General features: G+C 59.7%; 21 protein-coding genes and 1 riboswitch. Of the genes, 14 read left to right on the top strand and 7 right to left on the bottom strand.

Translation table 11 applies throughout. The features are described 5' to 3' along the window. Window positions 1-95: 95 nt before the first annotated feature. Both ACKXF9_RS05500 and ACKXF9_RS05505 read left to right on the top strand, forming a co-directional pair. Window positions 96-227, top strand: coding sequence for a hypothetical protein (locus ACKXF9_RS05500; RefSeq protein ID WP_339395399.1), 132 nt, complete (start codon window positions 96-98; stop codon window positions 225-227). A 114-nt stretch (window positions 228-341) separates the two neighbouring features. Then, window positions 342-1,631, top strand: a complete 1,290-nt coding sequence (locus ACKXF9_RS05505; protein ID WP_249238078.1) for an O-acetylhomoserine aminocarboxypropyltransferase/cysteine synthase family protein — start codon at window positions 342-344, stop codon at window positions 1,629-1,631. 181 nt (window positions 1,632-1,812) lie between these two features. Here ACKXF9_RS05505 and ACKXF9_RS05510 read toward each other — a convergent pair whose 3' ends face one another. The 4 genes from ACKXF9_RS05510 to ACKXF9_RS05525 all read right to left on the bottom strand — a co-directional run bounded on the left by ACKXF9_RS05510 (window position 1,813) and on the right by ACKXF9_RS05525 (window position 6,299). After that, window positions 1,813-2,679, bottom strand: coding sequence for a carbohydrate ABC transporter permease (locus ACKXF9_RS05510; protein ID WP_348584657.1), 867 nt, complete (start codon window positions 2,677-2,679; stop codon window positions 1,813-1,815). 2 nt (window positions 2,680-2,681) lie between these two features. Next, entirely contained in the window at window positions 2,682-3,656 is a 975-nt protein-coding gene (locus ACKXF9_RS05515) for a carbohydrate ABC transporter permease (protein ID WP_249238080.1), read from the bottom strand. A gap of 105 nt (window positions 3,657-3,761) precedes the next feature. Next, window positions 3,762-5,201 (bottom strand): carbohydrate ABC transporter substrate-binding protein, encoded by a 1,440-nt coding sequence (locus ACKXF9_RS05520; RefSeq protein WP_418265536.1) that lies wholly within the window; start codon window positions 5,199-5,201, stop codon window positions 3,762-3,764. 90 nt (window positions 5,202-5,291) lie between these two features. Beyond that, a complete protein-coding gene (locus tag ACKXF9_RS05525; RefSeq protein ID WP_339395395.1) occupies window positions 5,292-6,299 on the bottom strand; it encodes a LacI family DNA-binding transcriptional regulator in 1,008 nt (335 codons plus the stop codon). Between the two features lie 505 nt (window positions 6,300-6,804). Here ACKXF9_RS05525 and ACKXF9_RS05530 point away from each other — a divergent pair. The 6 genes from ACKXF9_RS05530 to ACKXF9_RS05555 all read left to right on the top strand — a co-directional run bounded on the left by ACKXF9_RS05530 (window position 6,805) and on the right by ACKXF9_RS05555 (window position 15,335). Then, window positions 6,805-9,240, top strand: a complete 2,436-nt coding sequence (locus ACKXF9_RS05530) for a GH36-type glycosyl hydrolase domain-containing protein (RefSeq protein WP_418265537.1) — start codon at window positions 6,805-6,807, stop codon at window positions 9,238-9,240. 189 nt (window positions 9,241-9,429) lie between these two features. Next, a riboswitch (TPP riboswitch) is annotated at window positions 9,430-9,538 on the top strand. Between the two features lie 285 nt (window positions 9,539-9,823). Further along, window positions 9,824-10,339, top strand: coding sequence for an energy coupling factor transporter S component ThiW (thiW, locus tag ACKXF9_RS05535; RefSeq protein ID WP_418265538.1), 516 nt, complete (start codon window positions 9,824-9,826; stop codon window positions 10,337-10,339). 15 nt (window positions 10,340-10,354) lie between these two features. Continuing rightward, the gene (gene thiM / locus ACKXF9_RS05540; RefSeq protein WP_339395391.1) at window positions 10,355-11,176 is read left to right on the top strand and encodes a hydroxyethylthiazole kinase; all 822 of its coding nucleotides are present in this window, start codon (window positions 10,355-10,357) and stop codon (window positions 11,174-11,176) included. Continuing rightward, window positions 11,163-11,798: a thiamine phosphate synthase gene (gene thiE / locus ACKXF9_RS05545; protein ID WP_249238087.1), complete on the top strand. Its 636-nt coding sequence runs from the start codon at window positions 11,163-11,165 to the stop codon at window positions 11,796-11,798. The genes thiM and thiE overlap by 14 nt, the downstream gene beginning before the upstream one ends. A 341-nt stretch (window positions 11,799-12,139) precedes the next feature. After that, a complete protein-coding gene (gene thiC, locus ACKXF9_RS05550; RefSeq protein WP_044953845.1) occupies window positions 12,140-13,450 on the top strand; it encodes a phosphomethylpyrimidine synthase ThiC in 1,311 nt (436 codons plus the stop codon). A 499-nt stretch (window positions 13,451-13,949) separates the two neighbouring features. Continuing rightward, complete coding sequence (locus tag ACKXF9_RS05555; RefSeq protein WP_418265539.1) at window positions 13,950-15,335, top strand: alanine/glycine:cation symporter family protein; 1,386 nt, start codon at window positions 13,950-13,952, stop codon at window positions 15,333-15,335. 75 nt (window positions 15,336-15,410) lie between these two features. On the opposite strand, the gene brnQ is transcribed toward ACKXF9_RS05555, so the two are convergent. Continuing rightward, the gene (gene brnQ / locus ACKXF9_RS05560) at window positions 15,411-16,688 is read right to left on the bottom strand and encodes a branched-chain amino acid transport system II carrier protein (RefSeq protein WP_418265540.1); all 1,278 of its coding nucleotides are present in this window, start codon (window positions 16,686-16,688) and stop codon (window positions 15,411-15,413) included. A 239-nt stretch (window positions 16,689-16,927) separates the two neighbouring features. Between brnQ and ACKXF9_RS05565 the strand changes: the two genes are divergently transcribed. Then, the gene (locus ACKXF9_RS05565) at window positions 16,928-17,695 is read left to right on the top strand and encodes an ABC transporter permease (RefSeq protein WP_418265541.1); all 768 of its coding nucleotides are present in this window, start codon (window positions 16,928-16,930) and stop codon (window positions 17,693-17,695) included. After that, window positions 17,689-18,264 carry an ATP-binding cassette domain-containing protein gene (locus ACKXF9_RS05570; RefSeq protein ID WP_418265542.1) on the top strand — a complete coding sequence of 192 codons (576 nt, stop codon included), beginning with the start codon at window positions 17,689-17,691 and terminating at the stop codon, window positions 18,262-18,264. Before ACKXF9_RS05565 ends, ACKXF9_RS05570 begins: the two co-directional genes overlap by 7 nt. 101 nt (window positions 18,265-18,365) lie before the next feature. Here ACKXF9_RS05570 and ACKXF9_RS05575 read toward each other — a convergent pair whose 3' ends face one another. Both ACKXF9_RS05575 and ACKXF9_RS05580 read right to left on the bottom strand, forming a co-directional pair. Beyond that, window positions 18,366-19,133: a peptidoglycan DD-metalloendopeptidase family protein gene (locus ACKXF9_RS05575; protein WP_418265543.1), complete on the bottom strand. Its 768-nt coding sequence runs from the start codon at window positions 19,131-19,133 to the stop codon at window positions 18,366-18,368. A gap of 274 nt (window positions 19,134-19,407) precedes the next feature. After that, the gene (locus ACKXF9_RS05580; RefSeq protein WP_418265544.1) at window positions 19,408-20,118 is read right to left on the bottom strand and encodes a Bax inhibitor-1/YccA family protein; all 711 of its coding nucleotides are present in this window, start codon (window positions 20,116-20,118) and stop codon (window positions 19,408-19,410) included. Between the two features lie 110 nt (window positions 20,119-20,228). On the opposite strand from ACKXF9_RS05580, the gene hemW reads away from it, so the two are divergent. The 4 genes from hemW (at window position 20,229) to ACKXF9_RS05600 (ending at window position 24,479) form a co-directional block, all read left to right on the top strand. Beyond that, a complete protein-coding gene (gene hemW / locus ACKXF9_RS05585) occupies window positions 20,229-21,311 on the top strand; it encodes a radical SAM family heme chaperone HemW (protein ID WP_418265545.1) in 1,083 nt (360 codons plus the stop codon). Between the two features lie 51 nt (window positions 21,312-21,362). Next, a complete protein-coding gene (locus ACKXF9_RS05590) occupies window positions 21,363-22,691 on the top strand; it encodes an NAD(P)/FAD-dependent oxidoreductase (protein ID WP_418265869.1) in 1,329 nt (442 codons plus the stop codon). Between the two features lie 300 nt (window positions 22,692-22,991). Beyond that, window positions 22,992-23,657, top strand: coding sequence for a (d)CMP kinase (gene cmk / locus ACKXF9_RS05595; protein ID WP_418265546.1), 666 nt, complete (start codon window positions 22,992-22,994; stop codon window positions 23,655-23,657). Between the two features lie 210 nt (window positions 23,658-23,867). Next, window positions 23,868-24,479, top strand: coding sequence for a lysophospholipid acyltransferase family protein (locus tag ACKXF9_RS05600; protein WP_348584669.1), 612 nt, complete (start codon window positions 23,868-23,870; stop codon window positions 24,477-24,479).

The following is a 24,479-nucleotide window of genomic DNA, read 5'->3' on the forward strand; positions in this document are numbered from 1 at the left end:
TAATGCAGACAACAAATCCACAAGGCTGATGGGAAATTGATAGACCGGCTTGTAGAGGAGTGGGAAAGAGTTTTACGGGAAAGGAGGGCACGGATATGAAGCTGATTTGGAACGACCTGCTGCATGCAAACTTCCGCTGTGGGCGAATGTGCGGTGACCGGGCAGAACATCTGGCTGTGAACTGTACGATGCCCTCTTGTTGTGCACGAATGTGTGCCCGAATGTGACATGGGACAGTTTTACAGCTGAATTGTGATTGCCCGGTGCGCTTTTGTATCACGCATCGGGATTTTTTGTATCAGGAAATTATACTAAAAGTATAAATAGAGAGGTAAAATACAATGTCTAACTATAAATTTGAGACCCTGCAGCTTCACGTTGGCCAGGAGCAGGCCGATCCCGCAACCGATTCCCGCGCAGTGCCTATCTACCAGACCACTTCCTATGTGTTCCGCAACAGCCAGCACGCAGCAGACCGCTTTGGTCTGGCAGATGCCGGCAACATCTATGGCCGCCTGACCAACTCCACGCAGGACGTGTTCGAGAAGCGCATCGCTGCTCTGGAGGGCGGCGTGGCTGCTCTGGCAACCGCCTCCGGTGCCGCTGCCATCACCTACACCATCGAGGCACTGGCACAGGCCGGTGACCACATCGTGGCTCAGAAGACCATCTACGGCGGCAGCTACAACCTGCTGGAGCACACCCTGACCCAGTTCGGCGTCACCACCACCTTTGTGAACGCACACGATCTGGCCGAGGTGGAGAACGCTATCCAGCCCAACACCAAGGCAATCTATCTGGAAACTCTGGGCAACCCCAACAGTGATATCCCCGATATCGACGCCATTTCTGCCATCGCGCACAAGCACGGCCTGCCGCTGGTCATCGATAACACCTTCGGCACCCCGTACCTGATCCGTCCCATTGAGCACGGCGCAGATATCGTTGTTCATTCCGCCACCAAGTTCATCGGCGGTCACGGCACCACGCTGGGCGGCATCATCGTGGACAGCGGCAAGTTCGACTGGAAGGCAAGCGGCAAGTTCGGCAACATCGCCGATCCCAATCCCAGCTACCACGGCGTCTCCTTTGCCGATGCAGCAGGCCCCGCAGCCTTTGTCACCTACATCCGTGCGATCCTGCTGCGTGATACCGGTGCCACCATTTCTCCGTTCAACGCCTTCCTGCTGCTGCAGGGCACCGAGACCCTGAGCCTGCGCATCGAGCGCCATGTGGAGAACACCAAGAAGGTGGTCGAGTTTCTGGCAAACCATCCGCAGGTGGAGAAGGTCAACCACCCCTCCCTGCCGGATCACCCGGATCACGCCCTGTACGAGAAGTACTTCCCCAACGGCGGTGCTTCCATCTTTACCTTCAATATCAAGGGCGGCCGCGAGGAAGCATTCAAGTTCATCGATAACCTGAAGATCTTCTCTCTGCTGGCAAACGTTGCGGATGTGAAGAGCCTTGTCATCCACCCCGCTTCCACCACCCACAGCCAGCTGAACGATCAGGAGCTGGCCGAGCAGCAGATCTACCAGAACACCATCCGCCTGTCCATCGGCACCGAGCACATCGATGATATCATTGCCGATCTGGAGGCAGGCTTCGCAGCTGTCCGCGGTGAGTAAGCCACTCCCCCTGAGCGCCTCCGACAGAGTGTGTATGTGCCTTGTCTTTTCTTCTTTTCTCTCCTTGTCTGATGGAACCATTCCCTGTATCCTGGGGCGTATCTGACACCTTGAACAGTTCCTGAACACCGCAAAAGGGCCCCTGCCAACCGGCGGGGGCCCTTTTGCGGTCAGATGTGCTTTAACCTTTGACACCGCCCAGCGCCACACCGCGGACGATGAACTTGGAGAGCAGCAGATAGACGATGATCACCGGCAGGATGGCGATGGCCACCATCATGTACACCTTGCCCATATCGAACTTGAGGAAGTCTGCGCTGCGCAGCTGTGCAATGAGGATGGGCAGGGTCTTTTTGTCGGCGCTGTCCAGCACCAGAGCGGGAATGAAGTAGTTGTTCCAGCTGGCCACGAAGGAGAAGATGGCCTGCACGGCAAGGGCCGGCTTCATGATGGGCAGCACGATCTTATTAAAGGTATAGAACTCGCCTGCACCGTCGATGCGGGCGGCCTCCACGATCTCCATGGGCAGGGAAGCGTCCAGATACTGCTTCATGAAGAAGAACACCGTGGGCGCTGCGATGCTGGGAAGGATCAGCGGAACAAAGCTGTTTTTCAGGCCCATTTTGGTGATGAGCTGCAAAAAGCCCAGAGCCGACACCTGCGTGGGCATGGTCATGATGAGCAGGATGATGGCAAAGGCGGCTTTTTTGAACCGGAAATTGTAGGCGTAGATGCCGTAAGCCGTCAGGGCCGAGAAATACACGCTGAGGGCTGCCGAGCAGGCGGAGATGATCAGGCTGTTGCGGATGCCGGTGCCCACCGGGATGTTGGCGTCTGCCAGCACGTTCCGGAAGTTGGTGACGAGGGACTTGCCCGGTAGCAGCGAGAAGCCCTTCTGGATCTCAAAATGGGTGCGGGTGGAGTTGATCACCAGCACATAGAAGAAGAACAGACACAGAAAGCTGATGAGCACCAGCACCAGATAGCACCAGGCGCGGCGTGCCGCCAGTGTTGCTTTTTCAGACTGCGTTTTCGGAGTGCGTGCCATATTCACTTGCCCCCTTTAGCTGCTGCCTTCCGGGCAGCTTTCAATTCCCTGCGCTGGGCTTTGGTCAGGCCGTCATCCTCCCGGGTGAGGGAGAAGTAGACCACCACGCACAGCACCGCACAAACGAGGAACAGCACCACCGAGACAGCACCGGCCATGCCGTAGTTCTTGCTGAACAGGTGGTTGTTCAGGTACATGATCATGGTGGTGGAGGTGCGGTCCGGCCCGCCCTTGCCGTTGGTGAGGATCTGCGGCACATCGAACATCTGCAGACCGCCGATCATGGAGGTGATCATCACGTAGACCAGAATGGGCCGGATGAGCGGGATGGTGATCTTCCAGAACATCTGGTTCGGGGTGCAGCCGTCCAGCTCCGCAGCCTCGTACAGGGTGGGGTCCACGCCCATGATGGCTGCCATGAGCATGATGGTGGTGTTGCCGAACCACATGAGGAAATTCATCAGGCCGATGAGTCCCCGGTTGCCCCACACGGTGTTCAAAAAGCTGATGGGAGCCTTGATCCAGCCCATGCTCAGCAGCACGGCGTTTACCGGGCCGTTGTCCGAGAACAGCGCAAAGAACAGCATGGCAAAGGCCGAAGCCATGATCAGGTTGGGCATGTAGATGACCGTTTTGAAGAAGGTCTGGCCCTTCAGCTTCAGGCGCAGGTCGGTGAACCATGCCGCCAGCAGCAGCGAAACGGCGATCTGCGGGATAAAGCCGATGATCCACAGGATCAGCGTGTTGCTGAAATACTTGGGCAGGTCGGTGGCGAACAGGGTGATGTAGTTTTTCAGGCCCACAAAGCTGGGGCCGATGATCTTCAGGCCGCTGCGGTAATATTCAAAAAAGCTGTAGTAGATGGTGGATGCCAGAGGGATCAGCTGGAAGACCGCGAAGATGATAAAGAACGGCGCAATGAAGATGTAGCCCCATTTCGCGTAGCTGATCGACCCTTTCTTTTTCTTTTCTCCCATAGGATCGCCTCCTGTTATCTGTAGAAAAGCAAAGAGGGCGGGCGAGATATGCCGCCCGCCCTCTGTATTTACTTTTCCGTGTCAGCGAATTGGGTCATGCCGCAATCATGCGGGCCAGACCACATCGGTCAGCTCAGGGTACTTCTCCTTGATGGCGGTCTCGAAGTTTGCCTTTGCGGTATCCTCGTCCACGTTGCCGGTGAAGTAATCCTTGAACGCATTCTGGAAGCTCTCGTTCAGGCCCTGATCGTAGGGGCCTGCGTTGGACATATCGATCTTCTTTGCAGCCTCGGCAAACAGGGCAATGTGGTTCTGGCCGCCAAGGAAGTCGGACTTGTAATCGCTGCCTGCGATCTCTTCCATGGCCTTCTCGTTGTTGGTGTAGTCCTGCGTATCCATGGTGATCTGCTTCATGATGGCTTCATCGCAGGTCAGCTTCTGCATAACATCCTTAATGGTCTCGATGTTGTCGCTGCCGGCTGCGCCGCAGATCCAGGTGCCGCCCCAGTAGTAGGGCTGAGGGCCTTCGCACACAGCGTAGTCGCCGTAGATGCCGTTGCCCACTTCCTCCTTGCCGCCCTCGGCCACAGGGGTCTCCAGCGAGTTGCCCAGTAGGGTGAAGTTGATGCCCCATGTGGAGTAGAAGAAGCCGAACACCTTGCCGGTGGGGCCCTGATCGGCCGCCCACTGGCTGTCCCACAGGCTGGACTTGTTGTTGTAGCCCTTGTCGGTGTATTCCTTGGTCTGTTCCACCCACTTCATGATGTTCTCGTCCACGGTGACGGTGGTGCCGTCCACCCACGGAGCGGCCACATTGTTGGAGAAGGTGCGGTATGCATCGTCAAAGCCGGACAGCATCTTGTAGCCCTTGGCAGAGGCCTGTGCCGCCACATCGTTGAACTTATCCCAGTCGGACAGGTGTGCCTGCACCTCGGTGGGGTCGTCGGTGCCCAGAACATCCTTGGCAATGCTGCGGCGGTATGCAAACAGGCCGGGCGTTGCCTGCCATGTGGTGCCGCGCTGGCTGCCGTCCACCGTGACGATGTCCTTGGTATACTGGTACTGACCGGCCAGATCGTCGTCGGTCAGGCCGATGTCGGCCTTCACATCCAGAACGTAGTCGGAATCTACATACTTCAGCGCGTAGTCGGCCTCGATCAGGAAAATATCGATCTTGTCATCGTCGGCGGCGCTGTCCTGACTCAGCAGGGCTTCGTCCAGCTTGTTCTGATAGTTGTTGTTCTCGTTGGCGTTGATGGTCCACTTGACGGTGGTGCCGTCCTTCAGGGTGGTGGTGGACTTGTCCGCTGCGATCTCGGAAACTTCCGGATAGTAGTCGTTGAAGCGGCTCTGGAACTCGTCGTTCCAGCACCAGATGTTCAGCACCTTGCCGGCGGCAGAGGTGCCGGAAGCGGCTGCGCTGGATGCGGGAGCGGAAGAAGCGGTGCTGGTGGAAGCGGAGGAACCGCCGCAGGCAGCCAGAGCTGCACCAATGGTCGCTGCGCCGGATGCGAGCAGGAAATTACGACGAGAGATCTTTTTCATAAGGGTAAACCTCCTTCATGGTTTTCCATTATCTGCAAAAAGCTTTCTTCTTAAAAAAAGGCTCCACGAACCAGAACCTTGGGAGACGGATCAGAGACTGCGGACCGACCCGCCGTCCAGCAGCTTGCCGGAAACGCGGATCTGTTCCGGCAGGGTCACACGGGGGTGCTCGATGAACTCGATGAGCTTGTCGGCGGCGGTGCGGCCCAGCGCGGTGGTGTTCTGCCGGTAGGTCACCAGCTGGGGCTTGACCACCCGGGAAAGGTAGATGCCGTCGTAGCCCATCACTGAGATGTCCTCGGGGATCGAAAGGCCCGCTTCGCTGATGGCGTTGTAGCCGCCCAGCGCGGAGAAATCGTCCGGGAAGATGATGCAGGTGGGCCGCTGCGGCAGTGCCAGCAGGGCCATGGTCTCGGCGGCACAGCGGTCAGCATCGTGGTAGATGCCCTCCCGCACATATTCCTCCGGAACCTTCAGGCCCAGCTCTTCGCTGGCCTGATAGAAGCCCGCCAGACGGTTCTCGGTGACGGCGGTCTTTTCGCCGTGGATAAAGGCGATGCGGCGGTGGCCGCAGGCCCATGCCTGCCGCACCAGAGCCTTCAGGCCGGAAACATTGTCCGAAAGGATGGCCATGCGGTTGTTGAACACATGGTCGATGGTGACGACGGGCACCTCGCTGTTCACCAGCTCCACCACCTGCGGGTCGTAGAAGTTCACGCAGGCGATCACCACGCCGTCCACATTGCGGTAGCGGCAGTGCTCCAGATAGCTCATGCTCCGGCCGCTGATGTTGTGGTTGATGAAGGTGATGTCGTAGCCGTGCTTTTCCGCTTCCACCTTGAAGCTGTCCAGCACGGCAGAAAAATATTCGTGGGTCAGGCCGCTCTGCCGTTCGTCCACAAACAAAACGCCCAGATTGTAGGTGCGGTTGGTCTTGAGGGAACGGGCGGCGGCGTTGGGCAGGTAGCCCATGCGGTGCGCAGCGGCCCGCACCCGCTCCCGGGTGGCGGCCGAGATGTCCGGCTGGTTGTTCAGCGCCTTGCTGACCGTTGCCACCGATACACCGCATTCCTTGGCCAGATCTTTCAGGGACGGCATCACTTTGCTGCCTCCTTCAGGAAATATTGTGCGGGGATGTTCTCTGTCGATTGCTTAATCGTTTTCGCAATTTCATGATAGCGCATTGTGCATCAAAAATCAAGCACATGAGAAAAACTTTCATTGCTTTTCATGAAAGTTTGGCGTTCTGTCCGTTTTCGGAGAAGCGGAATTGTGCATTCCGGATGGATTTCGTTACATTTCGATGAAAATTGAAAACATTTTCGCTGCGAGTTTCGCTGCCGATATTATTACCTCTAAATGGGGTCCGGACGGTTTCGTTTCCCGCCGGCACCGGGAAGAACGGCAGCAGAACTGCGCAAGAAAGATGAAGATACGCGGGTTTGTGAACGCTGTTTCCGAAATTTTTTTGCGGGACCCCTTGCTTTTTTGCACGGCTTCGGCTATGCTAAAGGCGAAGAGAATGCTTCTGCCTGAGCTCTTAATCGTTTTCGCAAAAACGATGCAGCCGGCTGTCCCGGCCGCTGATAAGGAGGAAGCATTTATGAGATTCGGCCATTTTGATGACGCACGCAGGGAATATGTCATCACCACCCCGCAGACCCCGCTGCCGTGGATCAACTACCTTGGCAGTGAAGACTTTTTCAGTCTGGTCTCCAACACGGCGGGCGGCTACAGCTTTTACCGGGACGCCCGGCTGCGCCGCCTGACCCGCTACCGCTACAACAGCTCTCCGCTGGACATGGACGGCCACCACATCTACATCAAGGATGGCGGCACGGTCTGGAACCCCGGCTGGCAGCCCACCAAGACGCCGCTGGACCGCTACAGCTGCCGCCACGGGTTGGGCTACACCATTCTGGAGGGCGAAAAGGACGGCATCTGCGCCGCGCAGGAGCTGTTCGTGCCCAAGGGCGATGCCTGTGAGCTGGACCGCCTGACCCTGACCAACCGCAGCGATCGTTCCCGGGAGCTGGACGTGTTCAGCTATGTGGAGTTCTGCCTGTGGGACGCTGTAGACGACAGCACCAACTTCCAGCGCAACTTCTCCACCGGCGAGGTGGAGGTGGAGCCGTGTGCCATCTACCACAAGACCGAGTACCGGGAGCGCCGCGACCACTATGCGGTGTTCTGGTCCAACACCCCCGTCACCAGCTTTGACACCGCCCGGGATGCTTTTTGCGGTGTGTATGGCGGCCCGGCAGACCCGCAGGCCGTCCGTGCCGGGCACTGCAGCGGCAGCATCGCCCACGGCTGGGCACCGGTGGGTGCATTGCACATCCATGTCACCCTTGCCCCCGGGGAGGAAAAGAAGATCCTCTTCGGTCTGGGCTACATCGAGAATCCGCAGGAGGAAAAATTCACCGCCCCCGGCGTCATCAATAAGACCCGCGCCCACGCCATGATGGCCCGTTACGCCGACGATGCACAGGTGGATGCTGCCCGCGCCGCGCTGGCCGACCACTGGGAGAGCCTGCTGTCCGGCTACCGGCTGCAGTCCGGCGAGGAAAAGCTGGACCGCATGGTGAACCTCTGGCATCAGTACCAGTGCATGGTCACCTTCAACATGAGCCGCTCTGCCAGCTACTACGAGAGCGGCACCGGCCGCGGCATGGGCTTCCGGGACAGCTGTCAGGACCTGCTTGGCTTTGTGCACATCGTCCCCGCCCGGGCGCGGGAGCGCATTCTGGACATTGCCGCCACCCAGTTCGAGGACGGCAGCGCCTACCATCAGTATCAGCCCCTGACCAAAAAGGGCAACCGGGATGTGGGCACCGGCTTCAACGATGACCCGCTGTGGCTCATTGCCGCCACCGCCGCCTATCTGCGGGAGACAGGCGACTGGTCCATTCTGGAAGAACAGGTGCCCTTTGAGAACGACGAGCGCAAGGCACAGCCGCTTATGGAGCACCTGCGCCGCAGCTTTCGCTTTACCTGCACCCATCTTGGCCCCCACGGCCTGCCGCTTATTGGCCGTGCGGACTGGAACGACTGCCTGAACCTGAACTGCTTCTCGGAGCACCCGGGCGAGAGCTTCCAGATCACCGGTCCCAGCGAGGGCCCGGTGGCCGAGAGCGTGTTCATTGCGGGCATGTTCGTCAAGTACGGGCGCGAGTATGCAGAGCTGTGCGACCGCCTGCAGCTTGCCGATGAGGCCGCAGCTGCCCGCCGGAGCATCGACGCCGTGGAGCAGGCGGCCCTGACCGCAGGCTGGGACGGCGCATGGTTCCGGCGTGCCTACGATGCTTTCGGCAACCCTGTGGGCAGCAGGGAGTGCACCGAGGGACAGATCTTCATTGAGCCGCAGGGCATGTGCGTCATGGCAGGCATCGGCAGGGAGACCGGGCAGGCCGCGCAGGCGCTCCGGAGCGTGGAGGAGCGGCTGGACACCCCATACGGCGTGGTGCTGCACCAGCCCGCCTACACCAGCTACCAGCTGAATCTGGGCGAAATTTCCAGCTATCCGCCGGGATACAAGGAGAACGCAGGCATCTTCTGCCACAACAATCCGTGGATCAGCTGCGCTGAAACCGTGCTGGGCCACGGCGACCGGGCCTTTGAGGTGTATCGCAAGACCTGCCCGGCCTACATCGAGGATATTTCCGAGATCCACCGCACCGAACCCTACGTCTACAGCCAGATGGTGGCGGGCAGGGATGCACCCACCTTCGGCGAGGCGAAAAACAGCTGGCTGACCGGCACGGCCGCATGGACTTTCGTCAATGTGAGCCAGTACATTTTGGGCATCCAGCCCACGCTGGACGGCCTGCGGGTAGACCCCTGCATCCCCCACACCCTGACCGGCTACACCGTCACCCGCCGCTACCGGGGCGCAGTGTATCACATTGCAGTGGACAACACCGCCGCCGTGCAGCACGGTGTGCAGAGCATCACGGTGGACGGCAAAGCCCTCGCGGGCAATGTGCTGCCGCTGGCTGCTGCCGGGACTACAGTGCAGGTGCGGGTGACCATGGGTTAAACCGACTTTCTCTGCTTTTTCATAATATTCTCCTCATAGCCAGACCCGCTGCGCAGACCCCTGCACGGCGGGTTTGGTCTGTAAAGGCGTGAACTATCCGGCGGCATAACGATCAAAAATGCGCTCCGCATTCACGATCATTCCCCTCCCTCTTGCAATTTTGGTGCAAAGGGTGTAGAATACAGTCACAATCAAATACAGGGGAGCTCGTGACAGCGGGCTGAGAGGAAGTATCCGAACTTCGACCCTTTTACCTGATGCGGATAATGCCGCCGTAGGAAGTCATCCATATGATTTTTTGCAGGAGGCCCCGCAGAAGGGGGTCTCCTGTTTTTTGTTGTAGCTTATTTTACTGTTCTGAGGAGGATGCCTTGTACCTTTCTGCGGGGGGACTGCCGCAGCGGACTGAGGGGGAGCGCCCTGAGTGCCGTGAATCGTCAGCGATGGGAAGCCGTGTTCCGGCGTGAGAGGAGACCAGAAAGTCTCGACCGCTTGTAGATCTTGCCTGTGCCGTCCGGTACGGGCTGTTTGCGGGGGCGCTGTACGGTTTTGCTGCTCCCGCAGGAGAAAGGAGCCTTACCTTATGAAAAATCTCTCTGTGAAAAAGCTGGCGCTGGCCGGTATGCTGTGTGCTTTGTGCGTGGTGGGCAGCGTGTTCAGCTTCCCCATGTTTGGCAGCAAATGCGCACCCATCCAGCACATGGTCAACGTGACCTGCGCCGTGCTGCTTGGCCCGTGGTGGGGCGTGGGCGTGGCCTTTGTGGCCTCCCTGCTGCGCAACCTGCTGGGTCTGGGCAGCCTGATGGCCTTCCCCGGCAGCATGTTCGGTGCCCTGCTGTGCGGCCTTGTGTACGCTAAGACCAAGAACATCTTTGCCACCATGGTGGGCGAGGTGTTCGGTACCAGCATTCTGGGCGGTCTGTGCGCCTACCCGGTGGCCATCTTCCTGATGGGCAAGAGCGCCGGTGATATCGCGTTCTATGCCTACATCGTGCCCTTCCTCATCTCCACTGCTGTGGGTTCCATCATTGCGGGCGTGCTGGTGTACAGCCTGCAGCGCTCCGGCGTACTGCACTCCATGCAGAACAGTCTTTCCTGACGGAGGGGCACCCGAATGTTCAAAACAGAATTCGAGAACCTGCGCCGCACCTGCCCGCTCATCCATAACATTACCAACTACGTCACCGTGAACGACTGCGCCAACATGGTGCTGGCCTGCGGTGCTTCGCCCATCATGGCTGACGATGCTGCCGAGGTGGAGGACATCACCACCATCTGCGGCGGACTGAACATCAACATCGGCACCCTGAACAGCCGCACCATCACCAGCATGCTGCTGGCGGGCAAAAAGGCTAACGCGCTGGGCCATCCTGTGGTGCTGGACCCGGTGGGTGCGGGTGCATCCCGCCTGCGTACAGATACGGCCTACCGTCTGCTCCGGGATGTGAAGTTCGCGGTGATCCGCGGCAATATCTCGGAGATCAAAACGCTGGCCTCCGGCGCGGGCACAACCAAGGGCGTGGACGCCGATGTGGCTGATAAAGTCACTGAGGAAAATCTGGATTCTGCCGTGGCCTTTGCCAAAAAGTTTGCGGCTCAGACCGGTGCCGTCATTGCCATCACCGGTGCCATCGACATCGTGGCCGATGCGCAAAAAGCCTATGTCATCCGCAACGGCAATCCCATGATGAGCAGCATCACCGGCACCGGATGCCAGCTCTCGGCCCTCACGGCGGCTTTTGTTACCGCCAACCCCGGCCATCCGCTGGAAGCTGCTGCAGCCGCAGTGTGCGCCATGGGCCTTGCGGGCGAGATCGCCCACAAGCGGCTCACCCCGCAGGACGGCAACGCCACCTACCGCAGCTACATCATCGATGCCATTTATAATATGACCCCGGAACAGCTGGAAGAAGGAGCAAACTATGAAGTGCGATAAGCAGAACATGCTTCTGTATGCCGTCACCGACCGCGCATGGGTGGGAAAACAGTCCCTCTATGAGCAGGTGGAAAGCGCCCTGAAGGGCGGTGTCACCTGTGTGCAGCTGCGTGAAAAAGAGCTGGACGACGAAGCTTTTCTGAAAGAGGCTGTGGAGATCCATGCTCTGTGCCAGCGCTACGGCGTGCCGTTCTTTGTGAACGACAACGTGGACATTGCCATCCGCTGCCACGCCGAGGGCGTGCATGTGGGGCAGGAGGATATGGCCGCAGCGCAGGTGCGCGCCCGTGTGGGCGAGGGAATGATGATCGGCGTTTCCGTCCACAGCGTGGAGGAAGCGCAGGAAGCTGTGAAGCATGGCGCAGACTGCCTTGGTGTGGGTGCGGCCTTTGCCACTCATACCAAGACCGATGTGGACGTTCTGCCCCACGAGACCCTGAAGGCAATCTGTGACGCCGTGGACATCCCGGTGGTGGCCATCGGCGGCATCCACAAGGAGAACATCCTGCAGCTCAAGGGCACCGGCGTGGACGGTGTGGCCCTTGTGAGCGCCATCTTTGCAGCAGATGACATCGAGACCGAGTGCCGGGAGCTGAAGGCGCTTTCCGAGCAGATCATCTGACCGATCCCGCGGCAAACCGGGGGCACCACCTTGGGCCGCGTTATAAAATTCATGGAGAAAACCAACATGAAAAGCGTATTTTGCGCAGGTGCCGGCATCCAGAATGTTCTGCTTTTTCTGAATGACGGCTACTTGCCTGCCACCCTTGCCTGCGGGTCGGGAGTTTCTCCGAGGACCGTCCGCTGGGGTGGGACCCTGCTGCCGCAGGCAGTAGGGCGGGCGATGGAATGGCCCGATTCGTGTCCGAGGAGAAAGCTCCCGGCACGCAGACTCCCCCGCATCAATGTATGACCAGCACCCTGCTGTTCAGAGATAAACTGTCATTTGGAGGAACAGAGCGTATGCAGACTTATACTACCCAGATGGATGCCGCCCGCAAGGGCATCATCACGCCGCAGATGGAGATCGTGGCAAAAAAGGAATACCGCACCACCGAGGAGATCCGCCAGTGGGTCGCTGAGGGCAAGGTAGCCATCCCCGCCAACAAGCACCACGAGTGCCTGAACCCCGAGGGCGTCGGCTCCATGCTGCGCACCAAGATCAACGTGAACCTCGGCGTTTCCCGCGACTGCAAGGACTACAATGTGGAAATGCAGAAGGTGATGAGCGCCGTCAACATGGGTGCCGAAGCCATCATGGACCTGTCCAGCCACGGCAACACCCAGCCCTTCCGCCAGAAGCTGACCCACGAGTGCCCGGTGATGATCGGCACCGTGCCGGTGTACGATTCGGTCATCCACTACCAGCGCGATCTGGCAGAGCTGACTGCACAGGATTTCATCGATGTGGTGCGTCTGCACGCAGAGGACGGCGTGGACTTTGTCACCCTGCACTGCGGCATCACCCGCAAGACCATCGAGCAGATCCGCAAGCACAAGCGCAAGATGAACATTGTCAGCCGCGGCGGCTCTCTGGTGTTTGCATGGATGAGCATGACCGGCAACGAGAACCCCTTCTACGAGCACTTTGACGAGATCTGCGAGATCTGCGCCGAGCACGATGTGACCATCTCGCTGGGCGATGCCTGCCGTCCCGGCTGTCTGGCTGACGCCACCGACGTGTGCCAGATCGAGGAGCTGGTGCGTCTGGGCGAGCTGACCAAGCGCGCATGGGCACACAACGTGCAGGTGATGGTGGAAGGCCCCGGCCATGTGCCCCTGAATCAGGTGGCGGCCAACATGGAGGTGCAGAAGAGCATCTGCATGGGCGCACCCTTCTATGTGCTGGGACCCCTGGTCACCGATATCGCCCCCGGTTACGACCACATCACCGCTGCCATCGGCGGTGCCGTGGCAGCCGCCAGCGGTGCAGCCTTCCTGTGCTATGTGACCCCCGCCGAGCATCTGGCTCTGCCCAACGTGGACGATGTGAAGCAGGGCATCGTGGCCTCCAAGATCGCTGCCCACGCTGCCGATATCGCCAAGGGCATCCCCCACGCCCGGGACATCGACGACAAGATGGGCGATGCCCGCCGCGTGCTGGACTGGGATGCGCAGTTCGCCTGCGCACTGGACCCGGAGACCGCCAAGGCCATCCGCGACGCCCGTCTGCCCGAGGACGACCACAGTGACACCTGCAGCATGTGCGGCAAGTTCTGTGCTGTGCGCAGCATGAACAAGGCGCTGGCCGGTGAGTACATCGACATTCTGTAAGCGTTTCCCCGCGCTGAAAGGCGCTTCTTCCTCCGGGACTGTTGCACAAGCCGTGCGGCAGTCCCTTTTTTTGTGGGACGATTTAAAATGCCCTCCGCTATCGGGTTGCGGCACCCAGCATCCGCATCGTGCCTTGGGCGGCACTTGCGTCTTGCTGGCCGCTGCCCCAACAACTTCTCCCTGTATTCCCCCTTTTGCCACCTGCGGTGACATCTTCCCCCGGCGCGGGGGAAGTCTTTGCTCACTGGCGGCGGTCGTCGTTGTTGCGCTCTGGGCATATTCAGCGGAAAATTTATTTTAATTTCGTGGTTCAGGAAAGTCTGCGGACTTTCCTGAACCACATTTTCACGGGAAGGGTCGTGAAGGAAAACTACATTTGCAACAAAGCGTTCGGTTTGGTCAATCCATGCTATCAATATTTTAGATTTTACAATTCTTCTGTACTGTACTATAATGAAGTCATCGCCTTCATTCCATTGATCTACAGGAGGAATCTGCCTTGCTGGTAAATCTTATCGAATCCGTCTATCGCCTTTTGTGGGGCGATCTGTTCATCCTTCCGCTGGGCGGCGGCATCGGCATCTCGTTCATGGTGGTGCTGCTGCTTGCGGCGGGCATCTGGTTCACCAGCCGCACCCGTCTTCTGCCGGTGCGGCTGTTCCGGGATATGATCGCTGCTGTGTGTGAAAAAAAGCAGGGCAGGGACGGCCTTTCCTCCCTCCAGACCCTGATCATTTCCACCGCCACCCGCGTGGGCATGGGCAATCTGGTGGGCGTGGTGGCCGCTGTTTCCGCAGGCGGTGCGGGCGCTGTGTTCTGGATGTGGGTCACGGCCCTGCTGGGCGCATCCACCTCCTTTATCGAGTCCACCCTTGCCCAGAAGTACCGCCAGCCCGATCCGCTGTATGGCGGCTGGCGCGGCGGCCCTGCCTATTACCTGCATGTGCTGGCTGAGCGCAAGCGCGGCAAAAAGCTCAAGCGCTCTGTGACTGCGGCCCTGTTCGCGGCGTCCGGCCTCATCTGCTGGTGCGGCATCAGTCAGGTCATCTCCAACTCGGTGAGCTCTGCCTTTGAAAATGCCTTCCACATCCCGCCGCTGGCTACAACGCTGGTGCTCACGGCCATTGCAGCGGTCATCGTGCTGCGCCGGAACGCCACCGTGAAAAGTCTGGACGTGATGGTGCCTATCATGGCGGTGTGCTATTTTGTCATCACCGTGGGCATCGTGCTGTTCAACCTGCCCAAGCTTCCGGCGGTGCTCGGACGCATTTTTACCGAGGCCTTTGGCCTGCGGCAGGCCGTGGCGGGCGGCTTTGGTGCCGTGCTGATGAACGGCGTCAAGCGCGGCCTGTTTTCTAACGAGGCGGGCAGCGGCTCGGCCCCCTGTGCGGCTGCCGCCGCAGAGTGCGACGACCCGGTCAAGATGGGCTTTGTGCAGGCGCTGGGCGTGCTGATCGATACGGTGGTGATCTGCAGCTGCACGGCGTTCCTGATGCTGCTGGTGCCGCAGGAGCGTACCGCCGGGATGGCGGGCATGGACCTTCTGCAGAAGGCGATGCAGTACCATCTGGGCAGCTTTGGCATCGTGTTCATTGCGGTCACGCTGGCGCTGTTCAGCTTTTCCACCTTTCTGGGCGTTCTGTACTACGCCCGGGGCAATGTGGCCTACCTGTGCGGCGACAACTGGTGGAGCCAGACCGCATATAAGCTGATCGCGCTGGTCATGCTGGTGATCGGCGGAATGCAGGCCTACACGGTGGTGTGGGATCTGGGTGACGTGGGCATCGGCCTGATGACCATTTTCAATATGCTGGCGCTGGTGCCCATGGCGCATGAGGCACTGGACGCCCTGAACGACTACGAAAAACGCAAAAAGCTGCAGTAACGGCAAAGGGGCTGGTGCACCGGAAGATGTGCACCAGCCCCTTTTGGTCTGTATTCAGGATGTGGGCGGCAGGGCTCAGTGGGAAAAACGGCTGAGGAGCAGCCCGCCTGCAAGCCCGGCCAGTGCGGGCAGCACCCAGCCAAAGCCAATGCTGCCCAGCGGCAGAGCATTGGCGGCGGCAGACAGGGCCCCCAGCGGCAGGGCAGCCGTGATGCTCTGCAGGGCGGTCAGGCCCACGCACAGCGGGTACACGGCCCGGCGCTGCTCAAGGCCCGGCAGGAAGGAGAGCAGGATCAGCACGATGGCGGCGGGATAGATGGCGTTGAGCACCGGGATGGACAGCCGGATGATGGCGGCAAGGCCGAGGTTGGACACCAGCATACTGGCCGCAGCAAAAAAGGCGGCAAGGGCAGGGTAGGGGATGCGGGGCAGCAGCTGGTGGAAATACTGTCCCACGCAGGCGATAAGGCCCACGCAGGTGTTGAAGCAGGCAATGACAAAGATGGCCGCAATGAGCACAAGGCCCGCCCGGCCGAACAGCTGCTGTGCCAGAGCGGTGAGCACCTCGGCACCGGTGGCAAGGCCCGGGTATACCGCCCCGGTCTGGGCACCGGCATGGCTCAGCATGGCATAAACGGCCAGCAGCAGCCCGCCCGACAGCAGTCCGGCCCGGATGGTGCCGCTCTCCACGGCGCGGCTCTCTGTGACGCCCCGGTCTCGGATGTTCAGCGCGATGACCGCGCCAAAGTTCAGCCCGGCCAGAGTGTCCATGGTCTGGTAGCCGTACAGGATGCCCTGCACGGTGGGCAGCGCGGCGTATTCTGCACTGGGCGCGCCGTAGTACGCAGCCAGCGGGTGGGCCAGACACCCGGCAAACAGCACCACAATGAGCAAAATCAGGCTGGGGCAGAGGATGCGGCCCAGCCAGTTGGTGAGCTTTTCCGGCCGCAGTGCCACCAGAAAGGCCGCTGCAAAAAACAGCACCGAGTAGGCCAGCTGCAGCCCGGTACCGCCGCCTATCAGCGGCACCAGCATCTGGAAGGAGGTACTGGCGGTGCGGGGGATGGCAAGGCAGGGCCCGATGGAAAGATACACCAGAATGGTGAACACTGTGGCGAACACCGGATGGACGCGGCCGGCAAGCCTGTCCAGACCGCCCGCCCGGGCCACCGCCGTGACTCCTGCGATGGGCAGGCCGACGGCGCTGACAGCAAGGCCCGCAAAGGCAGGCCAGAGGCTGGTACCGGCCTGTGCGCCCAGATGCGGCGGGAAAATCAGGTTCCCGGCTCCGAAAAACATGGAAAATAGCGTAAAGCTGACCAAAAGCAGGCTTTTGCCGGAGAGCTTCTGCATAGGACAGACACCTCGTTTCTTTCCTGCATCAAAGATGACAGAGATTCATACAGTTCAGTTTATCGTTTTATGCATTTCATGTCAAGAACTAAAAACGTGAAGAAATGTAACGTCTGGCATGACAATGTTGGATGCATTGCGGTGCACCGGTCATTGGCGTTTGGAAAAAGATGTGGTATGATACTTATACGATCCGCAGAGCGGAAGCCATTTCAGACTGTCAGGAGCAGGAAAGAACCATGAACCAACACAAACAACTTTTTGAGCGGCTGGCTGCCGCAGCCTTCTGGCTGGCGGTGTGGCAGTGCGCTGCCATGGCCGTGGGACAGGAGGTGTTTCTGGTCTCGCCGGTGCAGGCGCTGCGCACCCTTTTGCAGCTTCTGCCGCAGGCAGAGTTCTGGCAGCGGGTGGGCTTCAGCTCCGGACGCATCCTGCTGGGCTTCGGGCTGGGCGTGGTAGTCAGCGTGTTTCTGGCTGCGGCGGCGCAGGCGTGGCACGCGGCAGAGGTGCTGCTGGCACCGGTGCTGCAGCTGGTCAAGGCCACGCCGGTGGCAAGCTTCATCATCCTGGCGCTGGTGTGGGTGCGGGGAGCATCGCTTTCGGTGCTCATCAGCTTTCTGATGGTGCTGCCAGTGCTGTACGGCGCGGTGCGCACCGGCATCCGGAGCGCAGATCCACAGCTGCTGGAAATGGCAAAAGTGTTCCGCCTGCCGTTTGCCCGCCGTCTGCGGGCTGTGTGGCTGCCTGCGGTGCTGCCGGCTTTCCGGCAGGGGTGCAGCGTGGCCCTTGGCATCTGCTGGAAGAGCGGCGTAGCCGCTGAGGTGATCGGTCTGCCCAATGGCAGCATCGGCGATGCACTCTACCGGGCCAAGATCACCCTTTCCACCGGGGAGCTGTTCGCATGGACGTTTGTGATCATCCTGCTCAGCGCCGGGTTTGAAAAGCTGTTCCTGCTGCTTCTGGACCGTATGACCCGCGCTGTGACCGGGGAGGTGCCGCAATGCTGACCATCGAGCATCTGACAAAACAATTCGGGGAGAAAACGCTCTTCCGGGATCTCTGCCTCACGGTGGACGGCCCGGCGGTGCTGTGGGCCCCCAGCGGCTGGGGCAAGACCACCCTGCTGCGCATCCTCATGGGGCTGGACACGCCCACTGCAGGCCGGGTGCGGGGCGTGGGCCGGGCCGCGGCAGTGTTTCAGGAGGACAGGCTCTGCCCGCAGCTGACGGCGCTCCAGAACGTGACGCTGGTGCTGCCCGGCAGTGAAAAACAATACAAAGAGCAAATCAGAGCGGATTTTCAACAGTTTGGCATGGATGCTGCGGCGCTGGCCCTGCCTGCAGCACGGCTTTCCGGCGGGCAGAAGCGGCGCACCGCCCTGCTGCGGGCCCTGTGGGCACCCAGCGACACCCTGTTGCTGGACGAACCCTTTACCGGCATGGATCCGGACACCCTTGCCGCCGCTGCGGCGCTGCTGCGCACCCGCTGTGGGACGGAGCCGGTGCTGCTTGCCACCCACGACCGGGAGGCCATCCGGCTGCTGGGCTGGCCGGTGATCGAGTTGGAAGCGCTGTAAAAGGCTTTAAATAAAAAGGGCTGCTGCACCGGATGATGTGCAGCGGCCCTTTACTATTTGAAAATGTTTTACAGAAAAATACGCAGAGGATGCAAAAAAGGTCAGCCCAGCAGCTTTGCCGGGTCAAGGTAGGTGTCGCCCTGCATCACTTCCAGATGGATGTGCGTCTCCTCGGCGCATTCGTTGGGGATGCTGCCTGCGCGGCCCAGAGCCTGCCCCACGCTCACCTCATCGCCAGTGTGCACGGCAGGGTCGGCGGTGCCGCACACCCGCCAGATGCGCCCGGCACTGTCCTCGATGCACACCACACTGCCCCAGCGGCCATCGGTGTCCACGGCAGTCACTTTGCCGGCGGCAGGGGCGCACACCTGTGCGTCCTGTGCGCAGGCGTAGTCCACGCCGTTGTGGGTGCGCCAGTCGCCAAGGGTGCTGCTGTACACCAGCTCATCGCCGCTGTAGGCGTTCAAGACCCTGCCCGAGACGGGCTGCGTGGAGGCAGGCGCAGCTGAACTGCTGGCAGGCGAGGATGCGCCCTGCAGTGCGGAGGGTTCGTGCACCGAACCAGAGCCAGACCGCGCCCCAGAAGAGGACGCAGAGGGTGCGGGCGGTTCGGGCTTGGGTACGTTTGCCGCAGATTCTGCGGCGTCGGTCACGGGCTGCTGCCATACATCGTCCTCCTGTGGGTCAAGGGTGAGCTGCGGCTCCGGGGCAGGTTCTTCCTGCGGGGTCGTCAGGTCGTCGTAGCTCTTTTTCAGTTCATCCCGCACGGTGCGCACTGCCCACACTCCCGCCGCTGCGGCTGCGACGAGACAGGCCAGCAGTGCCAGTGCAAAGCCCCTGCTGCGCAAAAACTTTTTGATCTGCTCCATTGTTGTTACTCCCATCTGCTGCATTGTGTACGCATTGCTTCTGGGCTTAGTGTTGGACAGTAGGGCAGGTTTTATGCATTCTTTTATTTAATGCCCTCCGCGTTGCTCTGGGCATATTTAGAGAAAATGATATTTTGTAATATAGCAGCCGGAAAATGCATCTTCCCTCTGTGGCCTTCTGTGTTGATACCCGGAGCGAAGGGGAGGATATTCTAAATAATATTACCAAACAAAAAGGCCCTCCCTTTTCGGGAGAGCCCTTGCAGATCAAAAATCAGTTGCGGCGGCGGCTGTTCATGCCCAGCAGACGCACAACATACAGGAAGATGTTGATGAAGTCCAGATACAGGGTCAGTGCGCCGTAGATGGAAGCCTTCTCGGCCAGCTCGCCGTCATAGGCGTAGTAGGAGAACATCTGGCTCAGCTTCTGGGTGTCGTAGGCGGTCAGCAGCATGAACACTACCAGACCGACAGCGCTGTACAGCACCGTGGTAAGGAAGCTCATGCCGAACAGCATGCCCACAAAGCCGGTGATGATGAGCGCGAACAGGCCAATCATCAGCTTGGGGCCCCAGCCGGACAGATCCCGGTGGGTTGTGGTACCGTAGACGGCCATCAGGCCAAAGTACAGCGAGGTGGCAAGAAAGGCCAGCACCAGAGTGCTCAGATTGAACACCAGGAAATAATAGCTCAGCACCATGCCGTTGAGCAGTGCATAGGCAAAGAAGGTGGCTCTTGCGCCGCCCACCGACATGCTCTGCACCCGGGAGCTCAGCACGTATACCAGAACCAGCTCGGCGATGGTGAACACCAGATACAGCGAATTGACCACGTACAGCAGCGGGGTGGCAGCTGTGACAAAAGCGGCTGCAAAGGTGATCAGCAGGCCCACCGCCATCCAGCGGTAGGTGCGGTTCATATAGTCAGCCGAGGTCATAGCAGGCTCTGTATAGCCCCGATCGTAACCATTGTAATTGTAATCCATAGGGACTCCTCCAGTCTCTTTCTGCCGGAATACTTTTTTCTTGCTCCGGTCTACGGAATATAGTATACTGCATAGAAATGAACGTTTCATGAAAAAGGCTGTGATATTGTATGTCCCTTGGACTTTATTTACACATACCCTACTGTTTTTCCAAATGCAGGTACTGTGATTTCTATTCCCACCCCGGTGAGCGCGGCGTGCCGGATGCCTATGTGGAGGCTCTTGTGCGGGAGCTTGACCGCTTTGCACCGGAGAGGCCCCTGCAGCCGGACACCCTTTATTTTGGCGGCGGCACCCCCAGTCTGCTGCGCCCGGAGCAGGCAAAACGGCTCATCGATGCGGCCCGTCCCCTGCCCGGGGCAGAGATCACGCTGGAAGCAAACCCGGAGACGGTGACCGAACAGAGCCTTGCGGGCTTCCGGGAGGCGGGAGTGAACCGCATCTCCTTCGGGGTGCAGTCTGCCCGGGACACCCAGCTGCGCACACTGGGCAGGCCGCACACGGCAAAGCAGGCGCGGGCTGCCTTTGCCGCCGCCCGGCGGGCAGGCTTTGCGAACATCAGCGGCGACATCATGCTGGCACTGCCCCACTACACCGAAGCTGAGTTTGACGAAACGCTGGAACTGATCGAGGACGGCGGAGCCACCCACATTTCCGCGTATCTGCTGAAGATCGAGCCGGATTCGGCCTTTGGAAAGCACCCGCCCGAGGGTCTGCCTACCGGCGACGAGGCGGCTGATTTTTACCTCTACGCGGTGGAACAGCTGGAACACCACGGCTACCGGCAGTATGAGATCTCCAACTTTGCAAAGCCCGGCTATGAGGGGCGGCACAACCTCATCTACTGGGACTGCGGCGACTATCTGGGCCTTGGCCCGGCAGCGCACTCCTGCATGGGCGGCAGGCGGTTCTATTATCCGCCGGATACCGCTGCGTTCCTGAACGATGCCGCTGCCCCGGTGATGGACGGCAGCTGCGGCGCAGAGGATTACCTTATTTTACAGCTGCGCCTGCGCAAGGGGCTTTCGCTGGACGCCTATAAGCAGCTTTACGGCAAAGAATTTTCCACCGCACAGCTGGCCTTTGTGCAAAACTGCGTCCGGGCAGGCTATGCAAGCTTTGACGGCCACACCCTTGCCCTGACCCCGGCGGGTCTCATCGTGCAGAACAGCATCCTTGCCCAGTTATTGTAATTGGCAGAAATACGGCAGAACATTGCTTTTGCGTGCCGGTTCTGGTATGATATACTCGATACAGTAGGGAAATTTGGAGGAAAACAGATGGCGAAGGTGTTGATCGTAGGTGCAGGCGCGGCGGGCCTGATGGCAGCGGGTGCCGCTGTGCGTCAGGGGCATCAGGTGACGGTGCTGGAACACATGGACAAGCCCGGCCAGAAGATCCTTGTCACCGGCAAGGGCCGCTGCAATGTGACCAACGACTGCCCGGCAGAGGAGTTTCTGCGCCATGTGCGCACCAACCCGCGCTTTTTGTATTCGTCGCTGGGGGCTTTCCCGCCCGCAAAGACCATGGAGCTGTTCGAGGGTCTGGGCGTGGAGCTGAAGGTGGAGCGCGGACGCCGGGTGTTCCCGGTATCCGACAAGGCAGAGGAGATCCGGCAGGCCCTTCTGCGCTACGCGCGGGACGCCGACATCGTCCATGACGGCGCAAAAAAGCTGCTGCTGGAAGAGGTGGTGCCGGAGCCGGAAGCAGCTCCCGCTGCACCGGAAAACCCGCGCCACCCCAAAAAGAAAAAGGCAGGCCCGGCCCTGCGGTGCATCGGTGTGCGGGGCACCTCTGGCAGGGAGTACCGGGCAGACGCGGTGCTGGTGGCCACCGGCGGCGTGAGCTACCCCACCACCGGATCCACCGGCGATGGCTACAGGCTGGCGCAGCAGGCCGGGCACACCCTTGTGGAGCCGGTGCCCAGTCTGGTCAGCCTTGTGAGCCATGACGCCGACTGCAAAAAAATGATGGGGCTGGCCCTGAAAAACGTCACCCTGACCCTGTTCGAGGACGACAAGGCCATCTTTGACGAGCAGGGCGAGATGCTGTTCACCCACTTTGGCATCAGCGGCCCGCTGACCCTGAGCGCATCCAGCCATCTGGGGGACATGAAAAAACACCGGTATCATGCGGAGATCAACCTCAAGCCGGCCCTCAGCGAGGAGCAGCTGTACGACCGCATCACCCGGGACTTTGCCCTGCTGGCAAACCACGCGGCGCAGGGCGCACTGGTCAAGCTTTTGCCCTCCAGCATGCAGCCGGTGATGGTGGCACGCTGGGGCATCGACCCGGCCACAAGGGCCAACCAGATCACCCGGGAACAGAAGCGGGAGCTGGTGCACCTGATGAAGCACTGGCGGGTGTCCATTGATGCCCGGGGCGACCTTGCCCACGCCGTGATCACCAGCGGCGGCGTGTCGGTGCGGGAGGTGGATCCCAAAACCATGCAGAGCAAAAAGGCGCTGGGCCTGTATTTTGCGGGCGAGGTGCTGGATGTGGATGCCTATACCGGCGGCTACAATCTGCAGATCGCCTTCTGCACCGCACAGAGCTTTGCAAATAATCTGTAATTACAGATAAAACAATTTTAAATGCCCTCCGCGCTGCTCTGGGCATATTTATAGGAATAGATTTTTTGATTTGTATTTTGAAAACGACTGCGGTCGTTTTCAAAATACGTTTTCACAAAAAGGGTTGTTGCCGGGATAGTCTCACAGACCGCTGCGCAACTGTTCCCGAAGGGAACGAGCAGCAGATTCAGTTGGCCGCTGCGGCCCCGCTTGTGAAAAATCAAATCTGGAAAATCCGCAGATTTTCCAGATTTGTAAATATTTAAAATAATTTTCCGCTTAAAAAGGAGAAGATATAAAATGGTATCTGTTGCAATCGACGGGCCTGCAGGTGCAGGCAAATCTACGCTGGCACGCCGTCTGGCGGCTGAAATGGGCTATATTTATGTGGATACCGGTGCCATGTACCGCGCCATCGGCCTGTATGCCCTGCGTGCGGGCAAGGACCCCAAGGACAACGCAGCGGTCAACACACTGCTGCCCCAGATCAAGCTGCGGCTGGCCTCCATTGAGGGGGAGCAGCACATTTATTTAAGGGAAGAGGACGTCAGCACCGCCATCCGCACCGAGGCCGCAGGCATGGCTGCTTCTGCTGTGGGCGCAAACCCGGCTGTGCGCGCCTTTCTGCTGGAGCTGCAGCGGGAGATGGCCAAAAAGCAGGATGTGCTGATGGACGGCCGCGACATCGGCACGGTGGTGCTGCCGGACGCTACGGTGAAGATCTTCCTCACCGCCACGCCGGAAGCACGTGCCACCCGGCGCTGGAAGGAGTATCAGGCCAAGGGCATCGATACTCCCTATGAAGAGGTGTTGGCCGATGTGAAGCAGCGGGACTATCAGGACACCCACCGTGCTGCTGCACCCCTGAAGCAGGCGGAGGATGCCGTGCTGCTGGATACTTCGGAGCTGGACTTCGAGCAGAGCCTTGCCGCCATGAAGAAGATCATTGCGGAGAAGGCCGGCTGAACGATTTAAAATGCCCTCCGCTTCGCTCTGGGCATATTGATCGGAAGTTTATTTCTTGTGCTTTGGAAACGACTGCGGTCGTTTCCAGAACACGCTTTCACCAGAAAAGTCGTATCGAAAAAACGACATTTTCAAAAACTGCTGCATTGTCCGGTTTCGGCCCGCTTGCGAAACCGAGAATCGTATAAATTTAAGGAATAAAACGACACTATGATATTATATTACATCTTGGTACCCTTTGCATGGATCCTGTGGCACATCGGTTTCCGCATCCGTGTAGAGGGCCGCGAGAATCTGAAAAAGGTGCAGACCAAAGGCTGCATCCTTGCGCCGACCCATGTCTCCGCCATCGACCCGGTGTTTATCGTGGTCACCCGGTGGAGCAGGCGGATGGTCGTATTTGCCAAGAAGGAACTGTTCGAGATCAACGGCTTCCTGACATGGTTCTTCCGGTGCTGCGGCGCGGTGTGCGTGCGCGGCACAAAGGATGAGATGGCTGCCATCGAGCAGACCGTTGAAGCCTGCAAAAACGGCAAGACCCTGCTCATCTTCCCGGAGGGGACCCGCGAGAAGGAAGGAAAGCTTCTGCCGCCCAAGAGCGGCCTGTTCGTCATTGCGGCGGGAGCCGGGGTGGATGTGGTGCCCTGCCGCATCCTGTACGATACGCCGGACGGAAAAATGCATCTGTTCTGCAGAGTGCGGGTGATCTACGGCGAGCCCATGCCTGCCGCCCAGTTTGCCATGGAAGGCCGGCGGGATACCAAAAAGCTGCGTGCCAACAAACAGGCTTTGCTGGATGCGTGGGAAAAGATGGGAGCGTAA

Source organism: Faecalibacterium sp. 9 (assembly GCF_048320955.1).
Lineage (GTDB): Bacteria > Bacillota > Clostridia > Oscillospirales > Ruminococcaceae > Faecalibacterium > Faecalibacterium wellingii.